This is a genomic window from Brevibacillus sp. WF146 (assembly GCF_001673705.2).
Lineage (GTDB): Bacteria > Bacillota > Bacilli > Brevibacillales > Brevibacillaceae > Brevibacillus > Brevibacillus thermoruber.
This window is the reverse complement of record NZ_CP109943.1, coordinates 3,547,450-3,571,987: the sequence shown is the minus strand read 5'-3', so window position 1 is coordinate 3,571,987 and position 24,538 is coordinate 3,547,450. Positions and strand designations below refer to the sequence as shown.

General features: G+C 51.4%; 20 protein-coding genes and 1 tRNA gene. 15 read left to right on the top strand and 6 right to left on the bottom strand.

What is annotated here, in order from left to right; translation table 11 throughout:
- Nucleotides 1-71 precede the first annotated feature (71 nt).
- Both thrS and selB read left to right on the top strand, forming a co-directional pair.
- On the top strand, nucleotides 72-1,985 hold the full coding sequence (gene thrS, locus A6764_RS17665; protein ID WP_035300975.1) for a threonine--tRNA ligase: 1,914 nt from the start codon (nucleotides 72-74) through the stop codon (nucleotides 1,983-1,985).
- Nucleotides 1,986-2,172: 187 nt separating this feature from the next.
- Complete coding sequence (gene selB, locus A6764_RS17660) at nucleotides 2,173-4,110, top strand: selenocysteine-specific translation elongation factor (RefSeq protein WP_176703353.1); 1,938 nt, start codon at nucleotides 2,173-2,175, stop codon at nucleotides 4,108-4,110.
- A 39-nt stretch (nucleotides 4,111-4,149) separates the two neighbouring features.
- Here the strand turns inward: selB and A6764_RS17655 are convergent, their stop codons facing one another.
- Nucleotides 4,150-5,217: a permease gene (locus tag A6764_RS17655; RefSeq protein WP_065068013.1), complete on the bottom strand. Its 1,068-nt coding sequence runs from the start codon at nucleotides 5,215-5,217 to the stop codon at nucleotides 4,150-4,152.
- Nucleotides 5,218-5,419: 202 nt separating this feature from the next.
- Here A6764_RS17655 and A6764_RS17650 point away from each other — a divergent pair, with 202 nt between their 5' ends.
- Nucleotides 5,420-6,307, top strand: a complete 888-nt coding sequence (locus A6764_RS17650; protein ID WP_065068014.1) for a selenium metabolism-associated LysR family transcriptional regulator — start codon at nucleotides 5,420-5,422, stop codon at nucleotides 6,305-6,307.
- The gene (gene selA, locus A6764_RS17645; RefSeq protein ID WP_065068015.1) at nucleotides 6,307-7,692 is read left to right on the top strand and encodes an L-seryl-tRNA(Sec) selenium transferase; all 1,386 of its coding nucleotides are present in this window, start codon (nucleotides 6,307-6,309) and stop codon (nucleotides 7,690-7,692) included. Before A6764_RS17650 ends, selA begins: the two co-directional genes overlap by 1 nt.
- 130 nt (nucleotides 7,693-7,822) lie before the next feature.
- On the opposite strand, the gene A6764_RS17640 is transcribed toward selA, so the two are convergent.
- On the bottom strand, nucleotides 7,823-9,529 hold the full coding sequence (locus A6764_RS17640; protein WP_065068016.1) for a high affinity choline transporter 1: 1,707 nt from the start codon (nucleotides 9,527-9,529) through the stop codon (nucleotides 7,823-7,825).
- A 281-nt stretch (nucleotides 9,530-9,810) separates the two neighbouring features.
- Nucleotides 9,811-10,413, bottom strand: a complete 603-nt coding sequence (gene cudC, locus A6764_RS17635; RefSeq protein ID WP_065068017.1) for a choline uptake/conversion transcriptional regulator CudC — start codon at nucleotides 10,411-10,413, stop codon at nucleotides 9,811-9,813.
- A 246-nt stretch (nucleotides 10,414-10,659) separates the two neighbouring features.
- On the opposite strand from cudC, the gene betB reads away from it, so the two are divergent.
- Together betB and A6764_RS17625 are read left to right on the top strand one after the other, a co-directional pair.
- Complete coding sequence (gene betB / locus A6764_RS17630; protein WP_413541996.1) at nucleotides 10,660-12,147, top strand: betaine-aldehyde dehydrogenase; 1,488 nt, start codon at nucleotides 10,660-10,662, stop codon at nucleotides 12,145-12,147.
- A 45-nt stretch (nucleotides 12,148-12,192) separates the two neighbouring features.
- A complete protein-coding gene (locus A6764_RS17625; protein WP_065068018.1) occupies nucleotides 12,193-13,437 on the top strand; it encodes a choline dehydrogenase in 1,245 nt (414 codons plus the stop codon).
- Between the two features lie 108 nt (nucleotides 13,438-13,545).
- Here A6764_RS17625 and A6764_RS17620 read toward each other — a convergent pair.
- A tRNA-Sec gene (locus tag A6764_RS17620) sits at nucleotides 13,546-13,642 on the bottom strand.
- Between the two features lie 83 nt (nucleotides 13,643-13,725).
- On the opposite strand from A6764_RS17620, the gene A6764_RS17615 reads away from it, so the two are divergent.
- From A6764_RS17615 to selD, 9 genes are all read left to right on the top strand, one after another.
- Nucleotides 13,726-14,226: a DUF2179 domain-containing protein gene (locus A6764_RS17615; RefSeq protein WP_065068019.1), complete on the top strand. Its 501-nt coding sequence runs from the start codon at nucleotides 13,726-13,728 to the stop codon at nucleotides 14,224-14,226.
- 201 nt (nucleotides 14,227-14,427) lie between these two features.
- Nucleotides 14,428-15,735 (top strand): glycine/sarcosine/betaine reductase component B subunit, encoded by a 1,308-nt coding sequence (locus tag A6764_RS17610; protein ID WP_065068020.1) that lies wholly within the window; start codon nucleotides 14,428-14,430, stop codon nucleotides 15,733-15,735.
- Between the two features lie 12 nt (nucleotides 15,736-15,747).
- The gene (locus tag A6764_RS17605) at nucleotides 15,748-17,064 is read left to right on the top strand and encodes a glycine/betaine/sarcosine/D-proline family reductase selenoprotein B (protein WP_083989900.1); all 1,317 of its coding nucleotides are present in this window, start codon (nucleotides 15,748-15,750) and stop codon (nucleotides 17,062-17,064) included.
- A gap of 29 nt (nucleotides 17,065-17,093) precedes the next feature.
- Nucleotides 17,094-17,555: a glycine/sarcosine/betaine reductase complex selenoprotein A gene (gene grdA / locus A6764_RS17600; protein ID WP_083989901.1), complete on the top strand. Its 462-nt coding sequence runs from the start codon at nucleotides 17,094-17,096 to the stop codon at nucleotides 17,553-17,555.
- 49 nt (nucleotides 17,556-17,604) lie between these two features.
- Entirely contained in the window at nucleotides 17,605-18,570 is a 966-nt protein-coding gene (gene trxB / locus A6764_RS17595; protein ID WP_065068024.1) for a thioredoxin-disulfide reductase, read from the top strand.
- Entirely contained in the window at nucleotides 18,567-20,003 is a 1,437-nt protein-coding gene (grdC, locus tag A6764_RS17590) for a glycine/sarcosine/betaine reductase complex component C subunit beta (RefSeq protein ID WP_065068025.1), read from the top strand. The genes trxB and grdC overlap by 4 nt, the downstream gene beginning before the upstream one ends.
- A gap of 5 nt (nucleotides 20,004-20,008) precedes the next feature.
- Nucleotides 20,009-20,326: a thioredoxin family protein gene (locus tag A6764_RS17585; RefSeq protein WP_065068026.1), complete on the top strand. Its 318-nt coding sequence runs from the start codon at nucleotides 20,009-20,011 to the stop codon at nucleotides 20,324-20,326.
- Nucleotides 20,327-20,349: 23 nt separating this feature from the next.
- On the top strand, nucleotides 20,350-21,540 hold the full coding sequence (locus A6764_RS17580; RefSeq protein WP_065068027.1) for an NAD(P)/FAD-dependent oxidoreductase: 1,191 nt from the start codon (nucleotides 20,350-20,352) through the stop codon (nucleotides 21,538-21,540).
- A 5-nt stretch (nucleotides 21,541-21,545) separates the two neighbouring features.
- Nucleotides 21,546-22,589, top strand: coding sequence for a selenide, water dikinase SelD (gene selD, locus A6764_RS17575; RefSeq protein ID WP_065068028.1), 1,044 nt, complete (start codon nucleotides 21,546-21,548; stop codon nucleotides 22,587-22,589).
- Between the two features lie 151 nt (nucleotides 22,590-22,740).
- Here selD and A6764_RS17570 read toward each other — a convergent pair whose 3' ends face one another.
- Both A6764_RS17570 and A6764_RS17565 read right to left on the bottom strand, forming a co-directional pair.
- Complete coding sequence (locus A6764_RS17570) at nucleotides 22,741-23,775, bottom strand: ThiF family adenylyltransferase (protein ID WP_065068029.1); 1,035 nt, start codon at nucleotides 23,773-23,775, stop codon at nucleotides 22,741-22,743.
- A 21-nt stretch (nucleotides 23,776-23,796) separates the two neighbouring features.
- On the bottom strand, nucleotides 23,797-24,537 hold the full coding sequence (locus A6764_RS17565; protein ID WP_065068030.1) for an ABC transporter ATP-binding protein: 741 nt from the start codon (nucleotides 24,535-24,537) through the stop codon (nucleotides 23,797-23,799).
- Nucleotide 24,538: the final 1 nt, after the last annotated feature.

The following is a 24,538-nucleotide window of genomic DNA, read 5'->3' as shown; positions in this document are numbered from 1 at the left end:
TCGTCCCTTTGGGGATGGGTGTTTTTATTTTTTCCAATCCCATTATTTTATGCAGAAAGGACGTATGGATCGTGGCACAAGTCAACATTACGTTCCCGGATGGGGCCGTACGCCAATACGAATCCGGCATCACCATCGAGGACATCGCGGGCTCCATCAGCGCGAGCCTGAAGAAAAAGGCCGTCGCCGGCAAGCTGAACGGCAAGGTGGTGGATTTGTACACGCCGGTGCAGGAAGACGCAGCGATCGAGATCGTGACGCTGGACAGCCCGGAAGGCTTGGAAGTGTACCGCCACAGCACCGCCCACCTGCTGGCGCAGGCCGTCAAGCGCCTCTACGGGAAAGAGGTGAAGCTGGGGATCGGTCCCGTCATTGAAGACGGCTTTTATTACGACATGGACATCCCGGTAACGCTCACCCCCGACGATCTGGGCAAAATTGAAGCCGAGATGGAAAAGATCATCAAGGAAGACCTGCCGATTCGCCGCAAGGTGGTCAGCCGCGAAGAAGCGATTCACATCTTTCAGGGAATCAACGACCATCTGAAACTGGAACTGATTCGCGACCTGCCGGAAGACGCTGTGATCACCATCTACGAGCAGGGCGAGTTCTTTGACCTGTGCCGCGGGCCGCACCTGCCGTCCACCGGCTACATCAAGGCGTTCAAGCTGATGAGCGTGGCCGGCGCGTACTGGCGCGGCAAAGCGGAAAACCAGGTGCTGCAGCGCGTCTACGGCACCGCGTGGCCGAAAAAGGCGGAGCTGGACGAATACCTGCACTTCATCGAAGAGGCGAAAAAGCGCGATCACCGCAAGCTGGGCAAAGAGTTGGAGCTGTTCATGTTCTCCGAAGAGGCGCCGGGCATGCCGTTCTACCTGCCGAAGGGCTTTACCGTCCGCAACGAGCTGGAGCAGTTCTCCCGCCGCCTGCAGCAGTTGGCCCACTACACCGAGGTGCGTACGCCGTTCATCATGAACCAGCGCCTCTGGCTGCAATCCGGCCACTGGGACCACTACCACGAGAACATGTACTTCTCCGAGGTGGACAACACCACCTACGCGCTGAAGCCGATGAACTGTCCGGGCCACATGCTGATTTACAAAAACAAGATCCACTCCTACCGCGACCTGCCGATCCGCTACTCCGAGTTCGGCCAGGTGCACCGCCACGAGTTTTCCGGTGCGCTGAACGGGATGCTGCGGGTGCGGACGTTCTGCCAGGACGACGCGCACGTCTTCGTTCGTCCGGATCAGATCGAGAGCGAGATCAAAAGCATGATTCAGTTGATCGACCGCATCTACAAGGTGTTCGGCTTCGAGTACAGCGTGGCGCTCTCCACCCGTCCGGAGGATTCGATGGGCTCCGACGAACTGTGGGAGATCGCGGAAAGCTCGCTGAAAAAAGTGCTGGAGGAATCCGGCATGCCGTATGAGATCAAGGAAGGGGACGGCGCGTTCTACGGACCGAAGATCGACTTCCAGATCACGGACGCGCTGAAACGGCGCCATCAGTGCGGCACCATCCAGCTTGACTTCCAGATGCCGGAGAAGTTTGACCTGTCCTACATCGGCCAGGACAACGAGAAGCACCGTCCGGTCGTGCTGCACCGCGCCATGTACGGTTCCATGGAGCGCTTCATCGGCATCCTGATCGAGCACTACGCGGGCGCATTCCCGACCTGGCTGTCGCCGGTTCAGGTGCGTCTGATGACGATCAGCGACGCGCACGTGCCGTACGCCGAAGAGGTAAAAGCGAAAATGGAACAGGCCGGCATCCGTGTGGAACTGGACGCCCGCAACGAAAAAATCGGCTACAAAATCCGCGAGGCCCAGGTGCAAAAGATCCCGTACATGCTGGTCATCGGGGAAAAAGAAGTGGCGGAGGGCACCCTGTCCGTCCGCAAACGCGGCGTAGGCGACGAAGGTGCGCTTCCGGTGGATGCGTTCATTGCCAAAATCAAACAGGAAATCAGCGACATGAAATAAGCTTGTTAAAGCTCAAAGGGCCGATTCCATCCGGGATCGGCCCAAGCTTGTTGGACTGAGAAAAACCAAGAGTGTCCTTAATTATAAGGGAATTCCTTTCTATATTTAAAATATTCTATATATTTAGTAATATTGAAATGAAGTTATATAGTTGATGCAGCTCTGCGAAGGGAGGAGATGTTTCACCATGGATCGGAAGGAAGTCATGTATCCTTATACAATCGGTGTTGCCGGTCATATTGACCACGGGAAAACAACGCTGACAAAAAAACTGACCGGGGTGGATACAGACCGGTTGAAAGAAGAAAAAGAACGCGGAATCTCCATCGAACTGGGCTTTGCCCCCTTGGTTCTACCAAACGGAGCAGTAATCGGTGTGGTTGATGTTCCCGGCCATGAGCGTTTTATTCGGCAGATGATCGCTGGAAGCGTAGGAATTGACCTTGTTCTTTTGGTGATTGCCGCGGATGAGGGGATTATGCCGCAAACTAGGGAACACGTCGATATCCTTCGCTTTCTAGGCATTGGCAAAGGTGTCATAGCCCTAACCAAAATTGATACGGTGGATAAAGAGTGGCTTGAGATGGTACGGGAAGAGGTTGCAGAATGGGCACAAGATTCTTTTCTTGCTGAAGCACCGGTTGTTGCTGTAAGCGCCAGGACAGGGGAAGGAATCGAGCGGCTGCGGTCCACCATCGAACAGCAGCTCTCAGCCGTAGAGCCGCGCAAGTATGATGCTCCGGCTCGGCTGCCGATCGACCGCGTGTTCAAGATCAAAGGGGCCGGCACAGTCGTCACCGGTACTTTGTATGAAGGGACGATTTCGGAAGGAGACATTCTCGAGCTGCTTCCCGGCGGGGCCAAAACGCGCGTCCGGAGGCTGCATGTTCACGGCAAGCAGGTGGACAAAGCGTTCGCAGGGCAACGAGTCGCGGTAAACATTACAGGTGAGAATACCGATTACGTTTACAGGGGAATGGCATTGATCACACCGAAAGCGTTTCGGGAGAGCCAACGGATTGACATTCGACTGTCCATGTTGAAAAACGCTCCCGGTTCCATCAAACAGCGGTCCAGCGTTCGTTTGCACATAGGAACGTCCGAGGTGATCGGAAAGATCGTGTTTTTTGACCGCAATGTATTGGAACCGGGAGAGGAAGCTTTCTGTCAGCTCCAATTGGAGGAACCGATCATCGCCAAAAAAGGGGAGCCGTTTGTGCTGCGACGACTTTCTCCAATGACCACCATAGGTGGAGGACAGGTGATAGATTCTTATGCCGACCGTCACCGTTTTGGCATCGAGACGGTTCAGCGGCTTGCACGTAAGGCAGAAGGCAGCATGACGGAACAGCTGATGCAATTTTTGGATCAGGCGGAATTCGCCACGGCAAGCGAGATATTGCACCACTTCGCTATCAGCCATAAAGAACTGCGGACCCTCCTGCAAGATGCCATCAAGGAAGTAATGGCAATTGGGCGAGAGCTTCAAGCAGACAAGGAAAGCGGCTTCTTTTTGATCTTGCACTCCACGTTGGAAAAATGGATGCAGGTGATCATCAATCAACTTGCCGCCTATCATCAGCGTTATCCACTTCGGATCGGGATGGACAAGGCACTGTTGAAAAGTACCTATTTTAAACGGGTTCCGGACAGATTGTGGCGAGAGATCGTTGAGCAGGTAAAACAACGCGGACACTTGCAGGAGGAAAACAACTTCCTCTATCTTACGGGATTTTCCCCTTCTTTTCCGAATAACCAGGCAGAAACCATCAAGAAAGCTCTCTCGGAACTGCTGCTAAGCGGCTTCACGCCACCTTCCTGGAGCGCACTCATGAAGAAACATGCAATCTCCGAGGAGCTTTCCGGAGATATCAAAGCTTTCCTGTTGTACCGAGAGGAAATCGTTTACCTGGAGGAAGATCTCTACATCGACCGAAGAGAATGGTCCAAAGGAGTGGAAAAATTACGCGGTGAATGTGGACCAGGAGAAATTTTTACGCCCGCCCACGCCAAAGATATTCTGGGGCTTTCTCGAAAATACCTGATTCCGTTTTTGGAATCTCTGGATCGGCAAAACCTGACGAAACGAGTGGAGGAAGGACGGGTTTGGCAGTTGACCACGTAAAAAGAGGATGGAGTTCTTCCATCCTCCTACTTCTTTCGTTTACAGAAGTGTCCCGATCAATCCTGAAACAATGCCAAGAACGACGACACTTCCTACAAGGAACGCCAATACTTTCCGGGGAAAGGCTTTTCTGACGATCAGGATCGACGGTAGGCTGATCACCGGTAATGTAATCATCAAAGCGGCAGCCGGACCGTTCCCAAGTCCCATGGCGATCATCGCCTGCATGATGGGAATCTCCGCTGCCGTTGGGATAACAAACAGTGTGCCGGCAATCGCCATCCCTACGATCAACCAGAAGCTGTTTGCCATCTCCACTCCAACAGCAGGGAATAACCAGGCGCGGACCGCGCCCAGCAGCAATACGGTCACAATATACAATGGTGAAATGCTGAACAGCAGTTTGCCAAATGTGTGCAGCCATTTGGTAAAAAAACTCTGTCCTACCACGGGATTCGCCGATTGTGCCCCGGCAAAAAACTCCTCATCTACCGTGACTGTTTCATTGTGAGCCAAACGATTCGCCAAGTAACTCACACCGAACACCAGGACGAGAGCCAGAACGAAGCGCAGCAATGTAAACTCCCAGCCCAGCACGAAAAACATAAAGATAAGAACCGCCGGATTCAGGGCCGTATTGCCAAACCAAAAAGCAGCGGCAGCGCCGACGGAACTGGAGCACTTCCGCAAACCGACGACGATCGGGGCAGCACAGCAGGTACACATCATTCCAGGCAATGAGAGTAGACCACCTCTAAAAGTGCTGACGAATCCGGACTTCCCGAGCACGCGTTGAATCCAATCGCGGGGGATGAGCACCTGCACGAGAGAAGCCAAGACGGTGGCCACCAGCATGGCTTTCCAAATGGCGAGAAAGTAGGAGACGGAATACCCCCAGGCCGCTTGCCAAGAAGGAGCGGGGATAATGGCCGCTGAGCCGGTCAAAATGGATTTTCCGATGGAGTGACTTTCCGCGACAACAAACACTTTTTGAAAATATGGTTGCCATTTGGCCCAAAACAGACCAGCCGCCGTCACGATAAGAAAAAGGATAATACCTGTCCACTTGCGATTGATGGACGATGATTGCACAACACTTGGTTGCATAGAAATAGTCCCTCCTTAAATATTGGCTTGACTTAAATTATTATACAGAATCTTGCAAATAATCGGAATCGTTTCGTGAAAATAATTAAGAAAATTTTTAAAATTATTTACATTTAGAACAAACTTGCTTATAATAAAAATATAAGTTTTCATTATGACGTGTGGTAGGTTCTCTTATGTACGCCATAAAGGAGGCGGCTGAGTGAATTTAAACCATCTGCGGGCGTTTGTAAAAGTAGTACAAACGAGGAGCTACAAAGAAGCGGCTACACTGCTTAAGGTGTCCCAGCCGGCGATCACGCAGCGGATCCAAGCCCTTGAAGAGCACTTCAAGATGCGGTTGATCGTCAGAAGTGCGGATGGAGTGCAGGTTACCACGCAAGGGGAGAACGTGTACACGCAAGCCCAAGTAATCTTGCACGCATGGGATGAACTGGAACGGAGGATGCTGGGTCACAAACTGGAAGGAAAAATGATCGTGGGAGCAAGTACGATTCCCTCCCAATATCTTTTGCCAAAACTGATTCGAAGCTTCCGAATCGCATACCCCGATATTTTGATTGAAACGTGCATCTCTGGAAGCCATGAAGTGACGAGATGGCTGCAGGAGCGGAAAGTGGATCTATGCATCACGGGAGAACCAGAAAACCGATCTGATTTTGTCTCTTTTCCCGTTTTTGCGGATCAGCTCGTGGTTATTGTACCGGCCGATTACGATGGGAACGCAAGAATCACAACCTTTTCTGACCTGTTTCAGCTGGAGTGGGTAGTAAGAGAACCGCAATCCGATACGCGCAAAGCGTGGGAACGAGAAGTGAGCAAATGGGGATATGACGTCAGCCGGTTCAAGGTCGTCGGGCAAATGGGAAGTACGGATGCCGTGATTGCTGCGGTCGAAGCAGGAATGGGTGCCTCCGTGATTTCGTCGTTAGCCGTTGATCGTGCCCTCCAACAGAATCGGGTACAAGTGGTGCAGATTGACGGGCTCGTGATCCATCGCGTTTTTTACGTGTCATGTTTACGAGAGAATAGTCATTCACCGCTACATTCAGCGTTCATCTCTTATCTGAACGGAAGGGAGGATATATGATGAGTACGTTAGAACTACGGACTATTCCGGCTACCCACCGGTTGAGCAATCATCCTTCTTTGCTTCATTGGATTGCCAATGAAAACATTTCCCTGTCGGAACTGACCAAAGAAATCCAATCCTATTTGCACGAATTGCGTCAGCGCATAAGTGCAGGGGAGCGGATGGAGTACAACCTGGAGGAAATGGTGGAGGAAATCAAGGGGCGTCTTATCCGTCAGCAAAAACGAAATCTCAGGACAGTCATTAATGCCACAGGGATTATTTTACATACCAACCTGGGACGGGCGGTTTTGGCCAAAAGCGCGGTTGAGCACATCGTTACAGTCGCCTCCCGCTACTCGAACCTGGAGTACCACATTGAGAACGGTAGCCGTGGTTCCCGACACGATCACATCGAGCAGCTGATCAAGGAAATAACAGGTGCAGAGGCGGCTATGGTGGTCAATAACAATGCGGCTGCCGTATTTTTGATTCTGCGCGAATTGGCCATGGGAAAAGAAGTGGTGGTATCCCGCGGGCAGCTGGTGGAGATTGGCGGTTCTTTTCGCATTTCAGAGATAATGGAGGAAAGCGGTTGCATCTTGCGTGAAGTGGGAACGACCAATAAAACGCACCTGAAGGATTATGAAAAAGCAATCAATGAGCGGACAGGATTACTATTGAAAGTGCATACCAGCAACTTTCGCACGATCGGCTTTACCAAGTCTGTTACCCTGTCAGAACTGGTTGCGCTTGGGAAAAAGCACCGGATTCCCGTTTACGAAGATCTGGGCAGCGGTGTTCTGTACGATTTAAGGAGATACGGGATCGGCGACGAACCGCTGATTCAGGAAGTGATTGCTCAGGGAGCGGATCTGGTCTCTTTTAGCGGAGACAAACTCCTAGGCGGTCCTCAAGCGGGCATTATCGCTGGTAGGAAAGAGTGGGTTGAACGGCTAAAGAAAAACCAATTGGCCCGGATTCTGCGAGTCGATAAGCTGACGCTCTCAGCCCTGGAGTCAACGCTTCACCTGTATAAAAATGAAAAGCTATTGCTGACAGAATTGCCTACGATGAGAGACATTTGCTCCCCGCTCCATATAATCAAAGAAAGAGCCATTCAATTGCAAACCATGATAGACAGTCACAAGTGGAAGGTTACGGTCAGAGAAGATGTCACGGAAGTCGGGGGTGGAACACTGCCCGAAGTCAAACTTCCGACTTGGACGGTCGCGATTCAGTCTGACCACCTTCCCGCACACGTAGCCGAACGGAAGATGCGAATGGGTGACCCTGCCATTATAGCCCGCATCTCAAAAGACGAGTTGATTTTTGATCTGCGCACCATTCAGGAAGACGAACTTTCCTGTGTGGCGGAAGCAATAAACCGGCTGTTCACATAAAAAGAGAGGCGATTCTGTAGATCGCCTCTTCCGTTCGTCGATAGGAAATATATAAATTTTATCCTATTGACGTAATTGCAATTACGGCTTTGCCATCGCCATAGGCTCGGCGTAACCGAGTTTTCTAGTCTTACGCAACGGTGGTATGAACGCTTTCCGCTTGTTCTTTATGAAGATTTCGAAGCGCTTGGGGAGGGCAGATTTTTTGGGTTAGGTATGAGACAACGAAAATCGTGACAAAACCTGCTGCAGCAGCAAACGTACGGAACGGGAACAGTACGGTGTTATCCTGAATCATCGGGTAAGGGATGATTGGCGGCAACCCAAGAAGCGGTTCTCCTCCGCCGATTCGCAAGGCAAAAGCCACAATAAAACCGGCTAGGGATCCATACCAGTTTGCCTTTTTGAAGAACAGGGCGCACGTCAGCTGCGGGAACAATATGACGTAGACCAAATCACTGCACAAGTACCAGAGAGCGTAGACGCTTTTGGCGTTTAAGGCGATCAGGGTAGCTCCAACCCCGATGATTATGATACAGCGCTTGATAATCTCTTGAAGTTGGCGAGGAGTCGCTTGCGGTTTTACCAAGGGCCGATATACGTTCCAGGCAGCCATCCCAGAGGCGGACAGCATGGAAGCAGCGACGGCGGCCATGACTGCCGCTGCCAATCCGCCCAGTGCAAGGGCACCTACCAATTCGGGAGTCATGTACTTAAATACATATGTCAGAATCATCGAACTATTTTCCGGAGCAGTTGTTCCTAACGATGTCCAATCTGCACTGTACCCGGCGATACCAATCAGGGTGGGCGGGATGGCCGCTACGGCGCAGAGCAGTCCGGCAGTAACGGATAGCCACATCGCGACGTTTTCATTTTTCGCTGAAAGCACGCGCTGAAAATAACTTTGCCAGGGGATACCGCCAAATATCAGCAGTAGAGCGTAGTCCCACCAGTTCCAGTAATAATCGCCCCAAGCAGGGTCCGTCCAGCCCATCAGTGGCGGAAATAGGCCGATTGAGCCTTGCATCCCAGCCTGATACGTGGCAAAAGCAGTTTCAAAACCGCCTACATGGGAGAAAGCAAACGGCAGCACCAATATCAATCCGAAGAACATAATTGACAGCTGCAGGACGTCTGTGTGGGCGACAGCCCATAGCCCACCGACAACGGTGTAGGCGACAGCCACGAGAGCTGAGAAAATTATCGATACGGAAAAACTTAAGCCCAAAATTACACCAAATGTGGTGCCCAGTGCCGTTAAAATGGCAGCGCTCCAGAACAATTCACCTAGCAATGCCGGAATGTACAGGAGGCCCGCCATCTTTTTGCCGAAGCGCGCTTCCAAAGGGTCCAGCATGGTCATAAATTCCATTCTGCGCATTTTGGGGGCATAGAAAATACCGCCGATGATCAAGCTGACCGAGTAGCACCAGGGGGCTTGAGTCCAGACGAAACCGGATTTGTATACGCTTTCTGCCGTTCCGGTGATATAACCTCCGCCAACCCAGGTAGCGGTCATGGTGAACATGGAAATCCAAAGAGGCATGGCCCTTCCCGCCACAAGCATATCGTCAGTTTTCCCTTTTCGTTTGGTGATCGCTTTAGCGCCAATGTAGTAAAACACGCAATACAACAGAAGCATCATCAACAATCCGGGCCAGTAAATTTCGTTCTTTGCATAATAGGAGTACCCTATGGTGATCGCTGAAAACAAGATGAAGCCGGCTACGGACGTTTTTAGTGGTGTCCAAAAAGGCTTTTTTTCGTTGTTCTGACCACTCGTTTCTTCAACGGCCACATTTCGGGTTGATTCCGCAGTATTCACATCCCTCATCATCTTCACTTCCTTCTGAAAAAATAGCAGATGTTCGTGGCGCACTAATGAAAGCGCTTACAATAACGAAAAAGGTTGCCTTTTTTCAGATAGGTCCAAAGATTTCCAGTTTTAGGGATCCTGCCAGATGTATTATGCTACTGTGTTATGGTATAGTAGTGATAGATGCGTCTTTCAATTGGACCATCTAAGAGGGTGAACGCGATATGGAGGCCAACCATACGATCGCGTTCACCTGTTTTCTTTTCTTACGATCTCCTCCTTTCAAAATGCAGTAACCTTCAGGGTGTCTCTTGTTGCTCAGGTGCGTAGCTTTCCAGCAATGTGAAAATCTCCTTACTTTTGAAAGCGTGCACCAATTTCTTGAGCCACTGGTAATACTGTATGGACTCTTCAAGCTGCTGAAGGTTTTTACGGGCTTTTTGTTGGATGGGAACTGGCACGTCAGGAAAATTCAGTAACACTTGCAGTTTTTCCATCGATTTGTCAATAGCAGCCAGATTTACAGTGATTTCTCGCTCCCATTTCTTGCAGAAAAACGAGATAAAGGAAGAAAAGAAGTCTTTTTCTGCTTCATACAGATCTTTTCTTTCCCCTTTTTTCCATACCTTTTGGATCATGTAGATCTCCAGAAGCTGGTGAACTCCTGTACTCATCCTGGGCTTGCTCATTCCTAATTTCTTGCTCATCTCGTCCAATGTCATTGGCTCTTCGCTGAAATACATAACTCCGTAAAGCCGGCCTATCGAAGGCGTGACGCCATAAAGGTCCATCGTTTCCGCTATCGCATCAATGACGACTTGCTCCGCTTCTTCAAGCAGTTGTTCGTATGGTTTAAGCTGTGCAGCGTCTTCTTTACCGGATAAGTGGTCGATTTCCAGCATGTTTTTCGCTCCTTTGCAGTCAGGATAACCACGGTCAAACCGACCGGATGGAAAAGCCCAATGTTAAAAATGTTAAATATATAATTAATATATCAAACAAATCCAAAATGTCAATTGCAAAAATTCTGAAGATTAAGTCATTGACTGTTGATCACTTGTGATGTTATGATTTCGTTAGTTCTGAATGTTAATAATAAAATTAACAAAACGCAAATCATGGAGGTGGAATTCTTGGTCAAGAACAAAATGTACATCAATGGGCAATGGGTGGATGCCCGATTGGGGGAGACCAAAAACATTATCAATCCCTTTAACCAGGAAGTGATTTGCACCGTTCCTCGAGGGAACCGGGCGGATGCCAATGATGCGATTGTTGCTGCGAGAAAGGCTTTTGACCATGGAGAATGGAGGAACGTCAACGCAATCGAGCGAGGAGACTTGCTCTACCGAGTGGCACAAAAAATAAAAGAGCACAAACAAGAGTTGGCCGAGCTGGAAACGCTCAATACCGGCAAAACACTTTTGGAAAGCCTTGCAGACATGGATGGGATCGCAGGCGTGTTCCAATATTATGCCGGACTAGCTGACAAAGACGGAGGCATGATGATTGAATCACCCAATCCTAACTCCGTAAGCAGAGTCGTTCGTGAACCTGTGGGTGTGTGCAGTCTGATCGCTCCCTGGAACTACCCGCTGCTGCAAGCCTCGTGGAAGCTTGCCCCGGCGCTGGCAGCAGGGAATACGGTTGTCCTGAAACCGGCAGAAATTACGCCTTTAACCTCGATCAAAATATTCGAAATATTCGATGAAATAGGTTTTCCGCCTGGGGTTGTCAATCTCGTACTGGGACCTGGCTCCACTGTGGGGGCAGAGCTGGCTGAAAGTCTCCTCGTTGACCTGGTATCCTTTACCGGCGGGGGAGAAGCAGGAAGAAGCATCATGATCGGGGCTGCCAACAACTTTAAGAAAATCTCCATGGAATTGGGCGGAAAGAATCCGAACATTGTGTTTGCCGACGCTGACTTCACGACCGCTGTCGATTATGCTGTAAACGCTGTCTTTTTCCACGCCGGTCAGGTTTGTTCGGCAGGGGCACGCCTTCTCGTTGAATCGTCGATCCACGACCGATTTGTGGAAGCGGTGGTGGAAAAGGTAAAACACATAAAAATGGGGAACGGTTTTGATCCAGATACGCAAATGGGACCGGTTATTTCTGCCGAACATTTGGCGAACGTGGAACGATACATCAAACTTGGAGTGGAAGAAGGGGCGACGCTGGTACTCGGCGGGAAGAGGCCGACCGATCCGGCCCTGCAAAAAGGGTTCTTTATTGAACCAACGATCTTCATCAACTGCCATACCAGTATGCGAATCGTACAGGAAGAGTCTTTTGGTCCAGTGCTTACGGTAGAAACCTTTGATACGGAAGAAGAAGCCATCCACCTGGCCAACGACAGCGTGTACGGATTGGCGGGAGCGGTTTGGACAAGAGATATCAATCGCGCCGAACGTGTGGTAAAACAGCTTCGCATGGGAACAACATGGATCAACGACTACCATCCGTACTTCCCGCAAGCGCCGTGGGGCGGGTACAAACAATCCGGAATCGGACGCGAGCTAAGCCACGTCGGTTTAGAGGAATATACGGAGATTAAACACATTTACATGAATACCAAACCGGAGCCGATGAATTGGTTTGGGCAGGTGCAGCCCAAGGCAAACGAAGTCGTGTAACCGTGTTCCAAATTCTTTTAAAAATAGAAAAGGAGTTGAAATGTTATGTTCATGCGTTTTGAAAGAATGGGAAGATTGAAGAGTTTTGAAATGCCGACCGTAGTGAAACACGGGATTGGCGTAATCAAGGAGACCGGAGAAGAAGTGAAAAAGCTCGGTGTGAGGAAAGTTTTGTTGGTGACCGATCCAGGTGTAAGAAAAGCAGGTCTGGTGAATCCTGTCGTCGAGAGCCTGGAAGCTGCTAAAGTGGATTACGTCATTTTCGATAAAGTGGAGCCCAATCCGTCCATTTACGTTGTGGCTGCGGGAACAGACATTTACAAGTCGGAAAAATGCGACGGGCTGGTAGCCGTAGGTGGCGGAAGTTCCATGGATACGGCGAAAGCGATTGGAGTGGAAGTGGTTCATGGTGAACCCGTTCTCAATTACGAAGCGTGCGAAGGCAAAAAGCCGCTGGAAAAACGAATCCCTCCGCTCACCACGATTCCCACTACAGCCGGAACGGGAAGTGAGGTAACCCAGTGGGCCGTTATTACCGATCCGCATCGGAAATTTAAGTTTAACGTCGGTGGTCCGTTGATTGCTGCCCATCTAACGATCATCGATCCAGAACTCCATCTATCAATGCCTCCTCATATCACAGCGGCAACAGGTATCGATGCATTGTCCCACGCTATCGAGTGCTATACATGTCACTATGCGCAGCCGATGACCGATGCGGTGGCATTGCTTGCGATCGAGTATGTGGCAAAGTATTTGCGCCGAGCTTTTTCCAACGGTAAAGATATCGAAGCCCGTTACGGCATGGCAAAAGCGGCGATGCTTGCCGGATTATCGTACGGCAGTGAGTCGGCGGGAGCGGCGCATGCGATGGCTCAGACGCTTGGCGGGATCATTCCTGTTGCCCATGGACAATGTGTGGCTGCCATGCTTGGACCTGTCATGGAGTACAACTGGATGGGTGAACCGGAAAAATTTGCCCGTATCGCACAGGCGATGGGAGTGAACATTCACGGGCTGAGTGTGGAGGAAGCAGCAAAAGCAGCTGTGAAAGCGGTTTATCAACTGGTGAAGGACGTCGAGATCCCAACACTGGAAGAGCAAGGGGTACCTGCAGACATGATTCCTCTCTTGGCCAAAGAGGCGTTTAACGATCCGCAAACGATCGGTAATCCGCGTGATATTAACGTGAAGGGCTATGAATGGATCTACCGCCGCTGCTTTAATCTGGAGCCGTCCACCATTATTGATGAGCCTCGGCAGAATCCGGCTGCTGTTTCCGTAGGCTGAAAAATCCAACTGCCGTTACCTGATCCAAACGAAAAAGAGGAGTACGTTTGTCCACCGTTTAGAGGGATACATGTACTCCTCCTTTATTCTATTGTCGTTTTATGTAAGTGGCGGGAGAGAGTGGGAATCGAACCCACCAGACGCCTCACGGACGTCCCGCTCGGTTTTGAAGACCGGGAAGAGCACCAGCATCTCATCCTCCCCCTCGCTTGTAAGAATTATAATAATGACAATTTTCAGAAAAAGCAAGAGTCTTCTCCAGCCTGCACACGAAAGAGGGAAAACCGCATGGTGTACGTGACAATGGCATGCATCCAGATTCTGTACGTGGCGCTCAATTCTTTGCGGATGGTATTGATGATCAAAGGCAAAAAGTACGTGGCTTCTTTTTTAAGCATGATTGAAATTTTTGTTTATATTATGGGATTGGCTATCGTGTTAAATAATCTGGAGTCAATTCTCGGGGTCATTGTCTACAGCGCCTCCTATGGCATCGGGATTCTTATCGGGATGTATGTGGAGCAAAAAATTGCCTTGGGCTACATTGCCTTGCAAGTGATCTCGGATCACGACCAGGAGTTGTATAATCAGCTGAGGGAAAAAGGGTATGGAGTGACCACCTGGATGGGACAGGGAGTCGCCGGCTCAAGAACTGTGTCCATCATTTTAGCCAGACGGAAACAGTACGACGACTTAACCTCAACGATTCAAAGCATTGATCCTCGTGCTTTCATGATCTCCTACGAACCGTCTGCTTTCGTGGGAGGTTTTTGGAAAAAACGGCGGTAGCTTGTATGCAACCTGATAAGGATTTCTTATCGTTTCCTTTATATATGCTTTTCGATGCTTTTTGGAAACAGCCATTCGAGTCGTCAGGGCATCACTTTTGTTAAAAAAATTCTAAACGTTATTTACAAAACAAACGCGATTTTATATAATCGTGACATAAAGGTCTAAATTTTTAGAAAATTTAGGTAAGGAGGGGCGGGGTTGCGATTAGAAATCGGCAATTTTCATGTGAAAGACATCGTCTTCGGGGAAACCACTTCCTACCAGCATGGGGTTTTGACCATCAACAAGGAAGAAGCGTTGCAAGTCGTTTATGAAGATGACCACATTACCGAAGCGGATTTGGTGATTGCGAAGCCAGGCGATCCGATACGCATCACACCCGTAAAGGAGGCAATTGAACCTCGATGCAAAGTTTCCGGCGGCGTGATGTTCCCCGGCGTCACTAATAAACTGGTGGCGGCTGGAAACGGACGTACACACGCACTGAAAGGAAGTTGCGTGTTGGCCGTGGGGAAGCATTGGGGGGGGTTCCAGGACGGGCTGATTGACATGAGCGGTCCCGCAGCAAACCAGACGATGTTTTCGCAGCTCTTGCATATCTGTCTGGTTGCCGACACGGATGAGGAGTTCGAGCGTCATGAACAGCAGAAGAAAAACAAAGCCTTGCGGTGGGCGGGAATGAGGCTGGCTGAATACATCGGTGAATGCGTCCGCAGCCAGGAACCAGAGGAGCTGGAAGTTTACGAGCTGCCCCCTCTGAACAAGCGGGATTCGAAAGTGAATGCCCTCCCCAGGGTCGTCTACGTCATGCAGCTTCAATCCCAAATGCTTGAAAGCGGCTACAATGCACTTGTCTACGGTTGGGACGCCAATCACATGGTCCCTACCCTTATGCATCCCAACGAACTGCTGGACGGTGCCATTATCTCAGGAAGCTTCATGCCCTGTTCATCCAAGATTTCCACCTATCAGCACGTGAACAATGCTACCATCAAGCGGCTGATGAAAGAACATGGGAGGACGATCAATTTCCTGGGGGTGATCGTCTCCAATCTCAATGTGCAGCTGGAGCAAAAAGTTCGTTCGGCACTGTTTGTCAGGCAACTGGCAACCTCTTTGGGAGCGGAAGGAGCCATTGTATGTGAGGAAGGTTACGGCAACCCTGACGCTGACTTCATCCTGGTGATCAACGAATTGGTGGATGCAGGCATTAAAGTGGTGGGCATCACCAATGAGTGCACGGGACGGGACGGGCGTTCGCAATCATTGGTTGACCTTTCGGAAAAAGCGGATGCGATTGTTTCCACTGGTAACGTTTCACAGCTGCTTTCACTACCGCCGATGAAGATCGTCATCGGGGAACTGGCATCTCTGGCCCGTGACGGCAATTCCGGTGGGTGGGAAGGATGTGTGAAAGAGGACGGCTCGATCATCATGGAAAACAACGGCATGTTCTGCTCAGATGCAAACACAGGAGAGCACTACAAGACCGTCGTCGAGTACTAGGAGGTGAATCTGGTGAAAAAAGCGATCCATTACATCAACCAATTCTTTGGACAGGTCGGCGGCGAAGAACTGGCTGATCACGAGCCGGAGATTCGCGAAGGTTTTGTAGGTCCTGGAATGCTGGTTAACAAGCTGTTGGCTCCCGAAGCGGAAATCACGCATACCATCATTTGCGGCGACAATTTCTTCGGCTCCCGAAAAGAGGAAGCGATTGAACGGATCCTTGGTTTTTTAAAGGACAAGGAATTTGATGTATTCATTGCCGGGCCGGCGTTCATGGCGGGACGTTACGGATTTGCCTGCGGCCAGATATGCAAAGCTGTTCAGGAAGCATTCGGTGTACCTGCGGTGACCAGCATGTTTCGGGAAAATCCAGCCGTCGAGATGTTCCATAAGGACATCTACATCTTTTCAGGGGGAGACAGTGCAGGGGCGATGCGCAAAGATGTACCTGCCATGACAGCGTTTGTGAAAAAGCTGGTGACAGGTGCCGAACTTCTTCCTGCCAAAGAAGAAGGGTATTTCCCTCGCGGCATTCGTCTGGAGTCCTTTACAAATCCGCCTGTTTCCGGAGCGGATCGAGTTGTCGACATGCTCCTGAGGAAATTGCGTAATGAACCATATGAAACGGAAATGCCCATGCCCAAAATTAATCGCGTCCCCATCGCGCCTGCTGTCACCAATCTAGCGGAAGCCAAAATCGCCTTGGTCACATCAGGGGGAGTCGTTCCGATCGGAAACCCCGACCGAATTCAATCTGCCTCCGCCACCCAATGGGGAAAATACGACATCTCCAAATTGGAACGCTTACATGCCGGAGAGTACGTGACCATTCACGCCGGGTTTGACCCGACGGTGGGCAACGAAAATCCCAACGTGATTGTGCCGTTGGATGCCTTGCGCGAATACGAGAGGGAAGGAAAAATCGGGGGTATTCACGATTACATGTACTGCACGGTGGGGACAGGAACCACGCAGGCGGAGGCGAGCCGGATGGGAGCGGAAATCGCACAGCAGCTGCTCGATGCCCAGGTGTCGGCCGTCATTCTCACTTCCACCTGAGGGACTTGTACTCGTTGCGGTGCAACGATTACCAAAGAAATTGAACGGGTGGGAATTCCGATTGTGCAAATGGCCAATCTGGTCTCCATCGCCATGACGGTGGGAGCCAACCGGATTGTACCCACAGTAGCCATTCCCTATCCGTTGGGCAACCCCCATCTTTCTCCAGAAGATCAGTGGAAACTGCGGAAGCATCGTGTTGGGGTAGCCCTCGATGCTCTAGCCACTTCGGTCGATGAGCCTACAATTTTTGAAGTGAAATTCTAACATTACAACCGATAAAGGGGAGATTTCTTATGCTGAAAAACAAAAAAGTATTTGTCATTGGCGAACGTGACGGTGTTCCAGCGCCCGCCGTTGCGGAGTGTGTGAAAGCAGCCGGCGGCCACGTCATCTTCATGGATACCCAGTGCTTTGTTTGAACTGCCGCAGGCGCAATGGACCTGGAGGTCCAAGGAGCATTATTGAAAGCTGTGGACGAACACGGCAAAGAAAATGTCGTTGTCATTCTCGGCTCGCCTGACGTGGACAGCTGCGATATTTACGCGGAAACGGTAACAGTAGGTGACCCCACCTATGCCGGACCGTTGGCGGGTGTAGAGTTGAAACTGAACGTTTATCACATTTTGGAAGATGAAGTCAAAGAACTGATCCCTGAAGAGGTCTATCAAGAACAGGTCGGTATCATGGAGCTGTCGCTGGACAAAGAGGGGATAACGGAAGCCATGAAAAACGCCAGGAAGAACTATTTGGGGTAAGGTGTCCACAGTGCTTACAAGAAGAAGGACGAGTAAGGAGGCTGCAGGATTGAGTGGAGATAAAGTGTACGATGTCGTAATTGCAGGGGCAGGTCCTGCCGGATTAACTGCAGCCGTGTACACATCCAGGGCCAACATGGACACCTTGCTGATCGAAAAAGGAAGTCCCGGCGGCCAAATGGTGAACACGGAAGATATCGAAAATTACCCTGGATTTGCAAGTATTTTAGGACCTGATCTTTCCCAAAAAATGTTTGAACATGCGAAGAAGTTTGGTACCCAGTACATGCGGGGCCACATCAGCGAGATACAAGACGGGTTTCCCTATAAAACAGTGATCGTGGACGGTAAGGCAGTAAAAGCGAAATCGGTGATCATCTCAACCGGAGCGGAGCATCGGAAATTGGGTGTGCCAGGAGAAAGTGAATTGTCCGGCCGGGGAGTCTCCTACTGCGCAGTATGCGACGGAGCCTTTTTCGCAGACATGGAATTGGCCGTGATCGGCGGGGGCGACTCTGCCGTGGAAGAAGCCATCTTTTTAACTCGCTTTGCCACGAAAGTAACGATTATTCATCGGAGGGACGAACTTCGTGCACAGAAAATCATTCAACAACGAGCATTTGAAAATGAAAAAATTCAGTTTATCTGGAACCACACGGTCGAGAAAATTTGCGGGGACGACATGGTGACAGGGTTGGTACTTAGACATACGGTGACTGGTGAAATCAGCGAGTTTCCATGCGATGGCGTCTTTGTCTACGTGGGGATGGATCCTATTTCAGATTGTGCAAAGGACCTGGGGATTACCAACGAGAGCGGATACATTTTGACGGATGACCAGATGCGAACGAAAATCCCAGGAATCTGTGCCGCAGGTGATGTCAGGGAGAAACAATTGCGCCAAGTGGTAACCGCCACCGGTGATGGCAGTATTGCAGCGTTATCCGTGCAGCATTACGTTGAAAATCTGGAAGAACGGATAAAGGAAGCTCAGGGTAGGAGGATTCCGATATGATAACCCCGGTAGTAAAAGGCGCGTCGTTTGTACTCGTTCATACTCCCGATCTGGTTCCCCATGGATCAAAACCGGCGCGGGAAATCAAGAAAGATCCAAGCCTACTTGCCACCCTTTTGAAGCATCTCAGAAGCTATGAGGAAGCCATTGCCTATCCGCCGAACCAGGTATTTATCGGAAACATGCGGCCGGATCAACTTCGTGAATTCGAAGGCCCGTGGTACAAAACTCACTTGCCTGATGCCAAGCGGTTTAGTCCAAGCGGTGAAATCATGCCGCAGGACGAGTTTTACGGCTGGTTGAAGCTGTCGGATGAATACGGACTGGTGATGCTCGAGGAAAGCTTTTTGTCGGGAGTGAAGCAAAAACTGGAGCAGCATCCGTTAATCACCGAACATGACATCAGCAAGATCGGAAACGGCGTCATGCTGGAAGCGATTGAAGAGAAACTAGTCGCTCGAACGGCCATCCCCCTTCATCACAACAATCAGCTCATCGGCTGCGTGCTGACCGGGCACGAAGAAGATGATAATTTAACCGCTGAAATCATTTTGGAGAATTTGTGCAATAAAGCGTCAGGTGTTGTAGCGATGCGCCATGTACTCCACTCGTTTGATGTGACGCCTGAACGCATCGATTACGTAATCGGTTGCGATGAAGAGGCGGTCGGCGATCGATACCAGCGCGGAGGCGGCAATATGGCCAAATCCATCGCCGAGCTTGCCGGGTGTGTAAATGCCAGCGGTTCGGATATCAAATCCTTCTGCTGTGCACCAGCGCACGCCGTCGTTGTGGCATCCAGTCTGGTTCAATCAGGATTGTATGAGGAAGTGCTTGTCATTGGTGGAGGATGCCTCGCCAAACTGGGAATGAAGTACGCTGGACACTTGAAGAATCAAATGCCCATCCTCGAAGACGAGATGGGCGCAATCGCCATCCTCATCGGCAAAGATGACGGCGTGAGTCCCGTCGTACGCCTGGATGCGGTGGGCAAGCACAACATTTCCTCCGGCTCTTCAGCGCAAAACATCTATCAGTCGCTGGTTGTCGACCCGTTAAAGAGGATAGACAAGCGCATTTTGGACGTGAATAAATTTGCGGTCGAAATGCACAACCCGGAAGTTACCGAACCAAACGGAAACGGTAATGTGCCCAGAACCAACTACCGCACCATCGCCAGCATGGCTGTACTAAACGGAGAGATGGATAAATCAAAAATTGGCGAGTATGAAGTAACATACGGTATGCCAGGTTTCTCCCCGACGCAAGGTCACATTGCTGCCGCTATCCCATTTTTGGGGCATGCCAGGGAGATGATCATGAACGGTGAGATTGAAAATGCCATGTTTGTCGCCAAGGGAAGCCTGTTTTTGGGGAAAATGACAAAATTGTCTGATGGCATGTCTTTCTTGATCGAAAAAAACAGGGGGTGAGTAGAATGATCGACGTTAACAAAGAAAATTTTTCGCATGAAGTGCTGCAGTCCGACAAACCGGTGCTCGTCGATGTGTGGGGGCCGAACTGCCAACCCTGCCTCGCATTGATGCCAGAGGTGGAGAAGCTGTCCGAGCAGTACCAGGGGAAGGTAAAAGTGGTCAAGATGAACAGTGCGGAGAATCGAAGGCTTTGTATTGATTTAAAAGTGATCGGATTGCCTTCTTTCCTCCTCTACAAAGATGGTCAAGTAGTAGCCAGACTGAGCGGCAAGGATATCCATATCGAAGAGATCAAGAGTTTCGTAGACAATCACTTATAACTAAAGAGAGTGGTAGCGAAAACATGAACACAGCGAAAATTGTGATCCTGGGAGCCGGGTATGGCGGGCTGATGACAGCGGTTCGTCTGCAAAAACTCCTTGCCTGGGACGAAGCCGAGGTCACGCTGGTTAACAAACACTCCTATCACCACTTCACCACCTGGCTGCACGAACTAGCTGCAGGGGCTATTCCACCCCATAAATGCCGCATCTCCATAGATGAGGTCATTGACACATCCAGAATCAGGTTTGTTAAAGGAGTGGTTTGCGACATTCACAGGGGAGAACAACTCGTAGTTCTGGAATCCGGTCAAACGATCTCGTACGATTACCTGGTGTTGGCGCTCGGCAGTGAACCGGAAACGTTCGGAATACAGGGCTTGGCGGAGAATGCCCTCAATATCCGCAGCATTAACAGCGCAAGGCATATCCGCGAGCATATTGAATACCAATTCTCCCAATATCAGATCGACAAGCGGCCGGAACGGCTGACCGTTGTTGTCGGCGGAGCAGGTTTTACCGGTATTGAATTTGTCGGAGAATTGGTCAATCGGTTGCCGGAACTGTGCCAAAAGTTTGACGTGCACCCTGATGACGTAAAGATCTATAACATAGAGGCTGCGCCGTCCGTTTTGCCCGGATTTGATCCCGATCTGGTTCAGTATGCGACGGATCTGCTGGTGGAAAAGGGAGTTCGTTTAAAGATAAACACCCCGATCAAAGAGTGTACGGCAAATCGAGTGTTCCTTGCGAACGGGGAGGAAATCAAAACCAATACAGTCATTTGGACAGGAGGTGTGAGAGGAAACTCTCTGATCGAACGGGCCGGTTTCGAAACCGTACGCGGACGCGTGAAAGTGGATCCTTTCCTTCGGGCACCTCATCATGAAAACGTGTTTGTGGTAGGAGATTGTGCACTAGTGATAAACGAGGAAGCGAGACGTCCCTATCCTCCGACGGCACAAATTGCCCTGCAACAGGGGAAGCAGTTGGGGAATAACCTTGTCGCACTGATCCGAGGAGAACCGTTGCAGCCTTTTATCCCCAAGCTGAAAGGGACGGTTGCCTCTCTTGGGCCCAACCAAGCGATTGGCTTGATAGGCAGTAAAAAGGTGTACGGCAACTCTGCTGCACTGTTAAAAAAGATTATCGACAATCGATCTCTCTTTTTGCTCGGAGGTATGTCGCTTGTCGCCAAAAAAGCAAAGTGGTGATGTGAATGAAAACGGATGTCAAACTTACCTCACTTTCCAGCAAAGGGGGATGTGGCTGCAAGATTAGCCCGGGCTTCTTGTCTTCCATCATTCATGAACTGCCACGGGCGGATGATTCGCGTTTGTTGGTAGGGGTGGAAACGTCGGATGACGCAGGTGTTTATCAGCTGACGGATGATCTGGCGCTTGTTCAAACTGTCGATTTTTTCACTCCGATCGTTGATTCACCTTACGCGTTTGGGCAAATTGCAGCCGCCAATGCATTAAGCGACGTATATGCGATGGGGGGGACGCCACTCACGGCGCTGAACATCGTCGGGTTCCCTATCACGAAGCTGGAACCATCCATTCTAAGAGAGATCCTGCGAGGTGCCTACGACAAAATGCAAGAAGCTGGTGCCGTACTGGTAGGTGGTCATTCCATCGACGATCCTGAGCCAAAATTCGGCTTATCCGTCACCGGAACGGTCCATCCAAAGAAGATCTTGACCAACAAAGGCGCCAAACCGGGCGACGTCTTGGTTCTTACCAAACCGATCGGGATTGGAATTCAGACGACGGCAATCAAACGTGGGGCCCTGTCGCAGGAAAAAACGGAAATCGTGATACAAGTCATGTCCACACTTAACAAATATGCAGCTGAAGTCATGGCTTCTTTTCCCGTCCATGCCTGCACGGACGTAACAGGATTTGGCTTGTTGGGTCACGCGCTTGAAATGGCGGAAGGAAGCCATGTGGGCATTCGGATTCGCGCTAGCGAAGTACCTGTGTTACCGGGCACTCGGGAGCTGGCAGAGCAAGGAATCGTACCGGGGGGGACCAAAGCAAATGCCGAATGGGTCTCAAACCGTGTCAGTTATTCTCAGGCGATGGAATCGACAGACCGGCTTCTATTATGCGATGCCACAACGTCCGGCGGCCTGCTGATCAGTTTGCCTGCCGCGTACGCGGAACCTCTGCTGAAAGCGCTGCATGAGAGGGGAATCGCATGCGCGAGAATCATCGGAGAGGTCAGGGACGAGCATCACAAGAAGATTGAGGTTGTGTAAATCTGCTGGTAACAAAACGGAAAAGACCGTCTCGCTTGGTTCATGAGCGATGGACGGTCTTTTTATCGTGTAGGATTGTTTCATGTTTCTACGGCGACAATTCATCAGTCTATCAAACATGCGAAGACTGATTTTGTCTCCAAGTGCGATTCTAATGTCCCACATATTTGGCATACAACGTGCGGGCGGTCGTAATCTCCGAGGTCCCCTGTACGAGCACACGGCCGTCGCGGAAGAAGACGAGTGTGCAGCCGTCGACGTGGAAGCGCAGGAGAAACGGATTTTGTTCCACCCGGCCCAATGGCTGGAACCGCTTCGCGAGCAGCGCAAAATCAACGGGGCGGGGGTGCAGGGGGCTGATCTGTACCGCATCCCTGCCGCAGAGGGTGGTAAACGCTTCCGTTTCTCCGCCGATCTGCAGATAGTCGAAACGGTTCATGACGCAGGCGGGGCAGGCGGGATTCCTGCCGCCCGCCACGTTCATCTGCAGGTGTTCGTTCTGCCAGATATCCCACTGCTCCAGATGCGGGTTCAAGTCGTCCGTGGCGTCGAGCAGCAGTTTCAGCGCTTCCGCGGCCTGGTACGAGGCGACGATGTGCACGATCGGGCCGATCACGCCGACCGTGTCGCAGGTTTCGCCCCGGCCTTCCGGAGCGTGGGGAAAGAGACAGCGAAAACAGGGCGTGATCCCGGGACGAACGACCGCGAACATCCCGCGCGAACTGACCGCTCCGCCGTACACCCAGGGGATGCGGTGCTTCACCGCCACGTCGTTGATCAGATAGCGGACGTGAAAGTTGTCCGACCCGTCCAGAATCACGTCGGCGTCCGCGAGGTAGGTTTCCGCATTACCGGCGTGCAGGTCGGCCACGATTCCCTCGATCGCAACACCGGAGTTGATCCGCCGCAGCTTGTGTTCCGCCGCCACCGCTTTCGGCAGATGCTGCCGCGCATCCTCCTCGTCGTACAGCATCTGCCGCTGCAGATTGCTTTCCTCGACGAAATCCCGGTCAATCAGCCGCACGTGACCGACGCCTGCCCGCACCAGGTGGTTGGCCAGGACCGTCCCCAGCGCGCCCATCCCGACGATCGCCGCCTTTTTCTGCAGCAGCCGCTCCTGTCCCGTTTCGCCGATCGGCGCGAACAGCACTTGTCTGGAATAACGCTGTCGGTGCTCGTGTTTCATGGGAAGCTCCTTTCTCATCACTCAGCAGATCATCCGCCCGGAAATGAAGTCCTGCAGTTCCCGACACGCCGCTCCGGAAAATACGGCCGCCGTTTCGCCGCACTCGACGATCCGCCCCTGGTGGATGAACAGGCACGCGTGCGTCAGGCGCCTGGCCTGCGCCAGATTGTGGGTGACGATCAGGATCGTCGTTCGCCTGGTCTGGTGAATCGTTTGAATGACGCGTTCAAAAATGGCAATGTTGTGCGGATCGAGGCTGGCCGTCGGCTCGTCCAAAAGCAGCAGCGGCGGTTCGTACACCAGCGCTCGGGCGAGGGCAATCCGCTGCGCTTCCCCGCCGGAAAGCGTGTCAGCCCGCTGGCCGGCCGCGTGCTCCAGGTCTACCAGCTTCAGCGCTGCGAGGACACGCGGGCGGATCGCCGCCCGATCCACGCCGCGGTAGCGCAGCCCCATCGCCACGTTGTCGAACACGGATGCGTGGAACATGGCCGGTTTCTGCGCCACGAAGCCCATTTGCCGCTGAATCGGCAGCCCTTTGGCATGGGTGAGGGCGGCCAGGTCGACATCCGTGCCGAACACGTGCATGCTGCCCTGGGCTGGCCGCTCCAGCAGGTTGATCACCCTGAGCAGGGTGCTTTTCCCGGCCCCGCTCGGCCCGATAATCCCGTAGATATTCCCCTGCTCGAACCGGACGCTGTCCACGCGCAGAATCGTTTTTCCCTCATGGCGGACCACCAGATCCCGCAGTTCCAGTATGTTCATG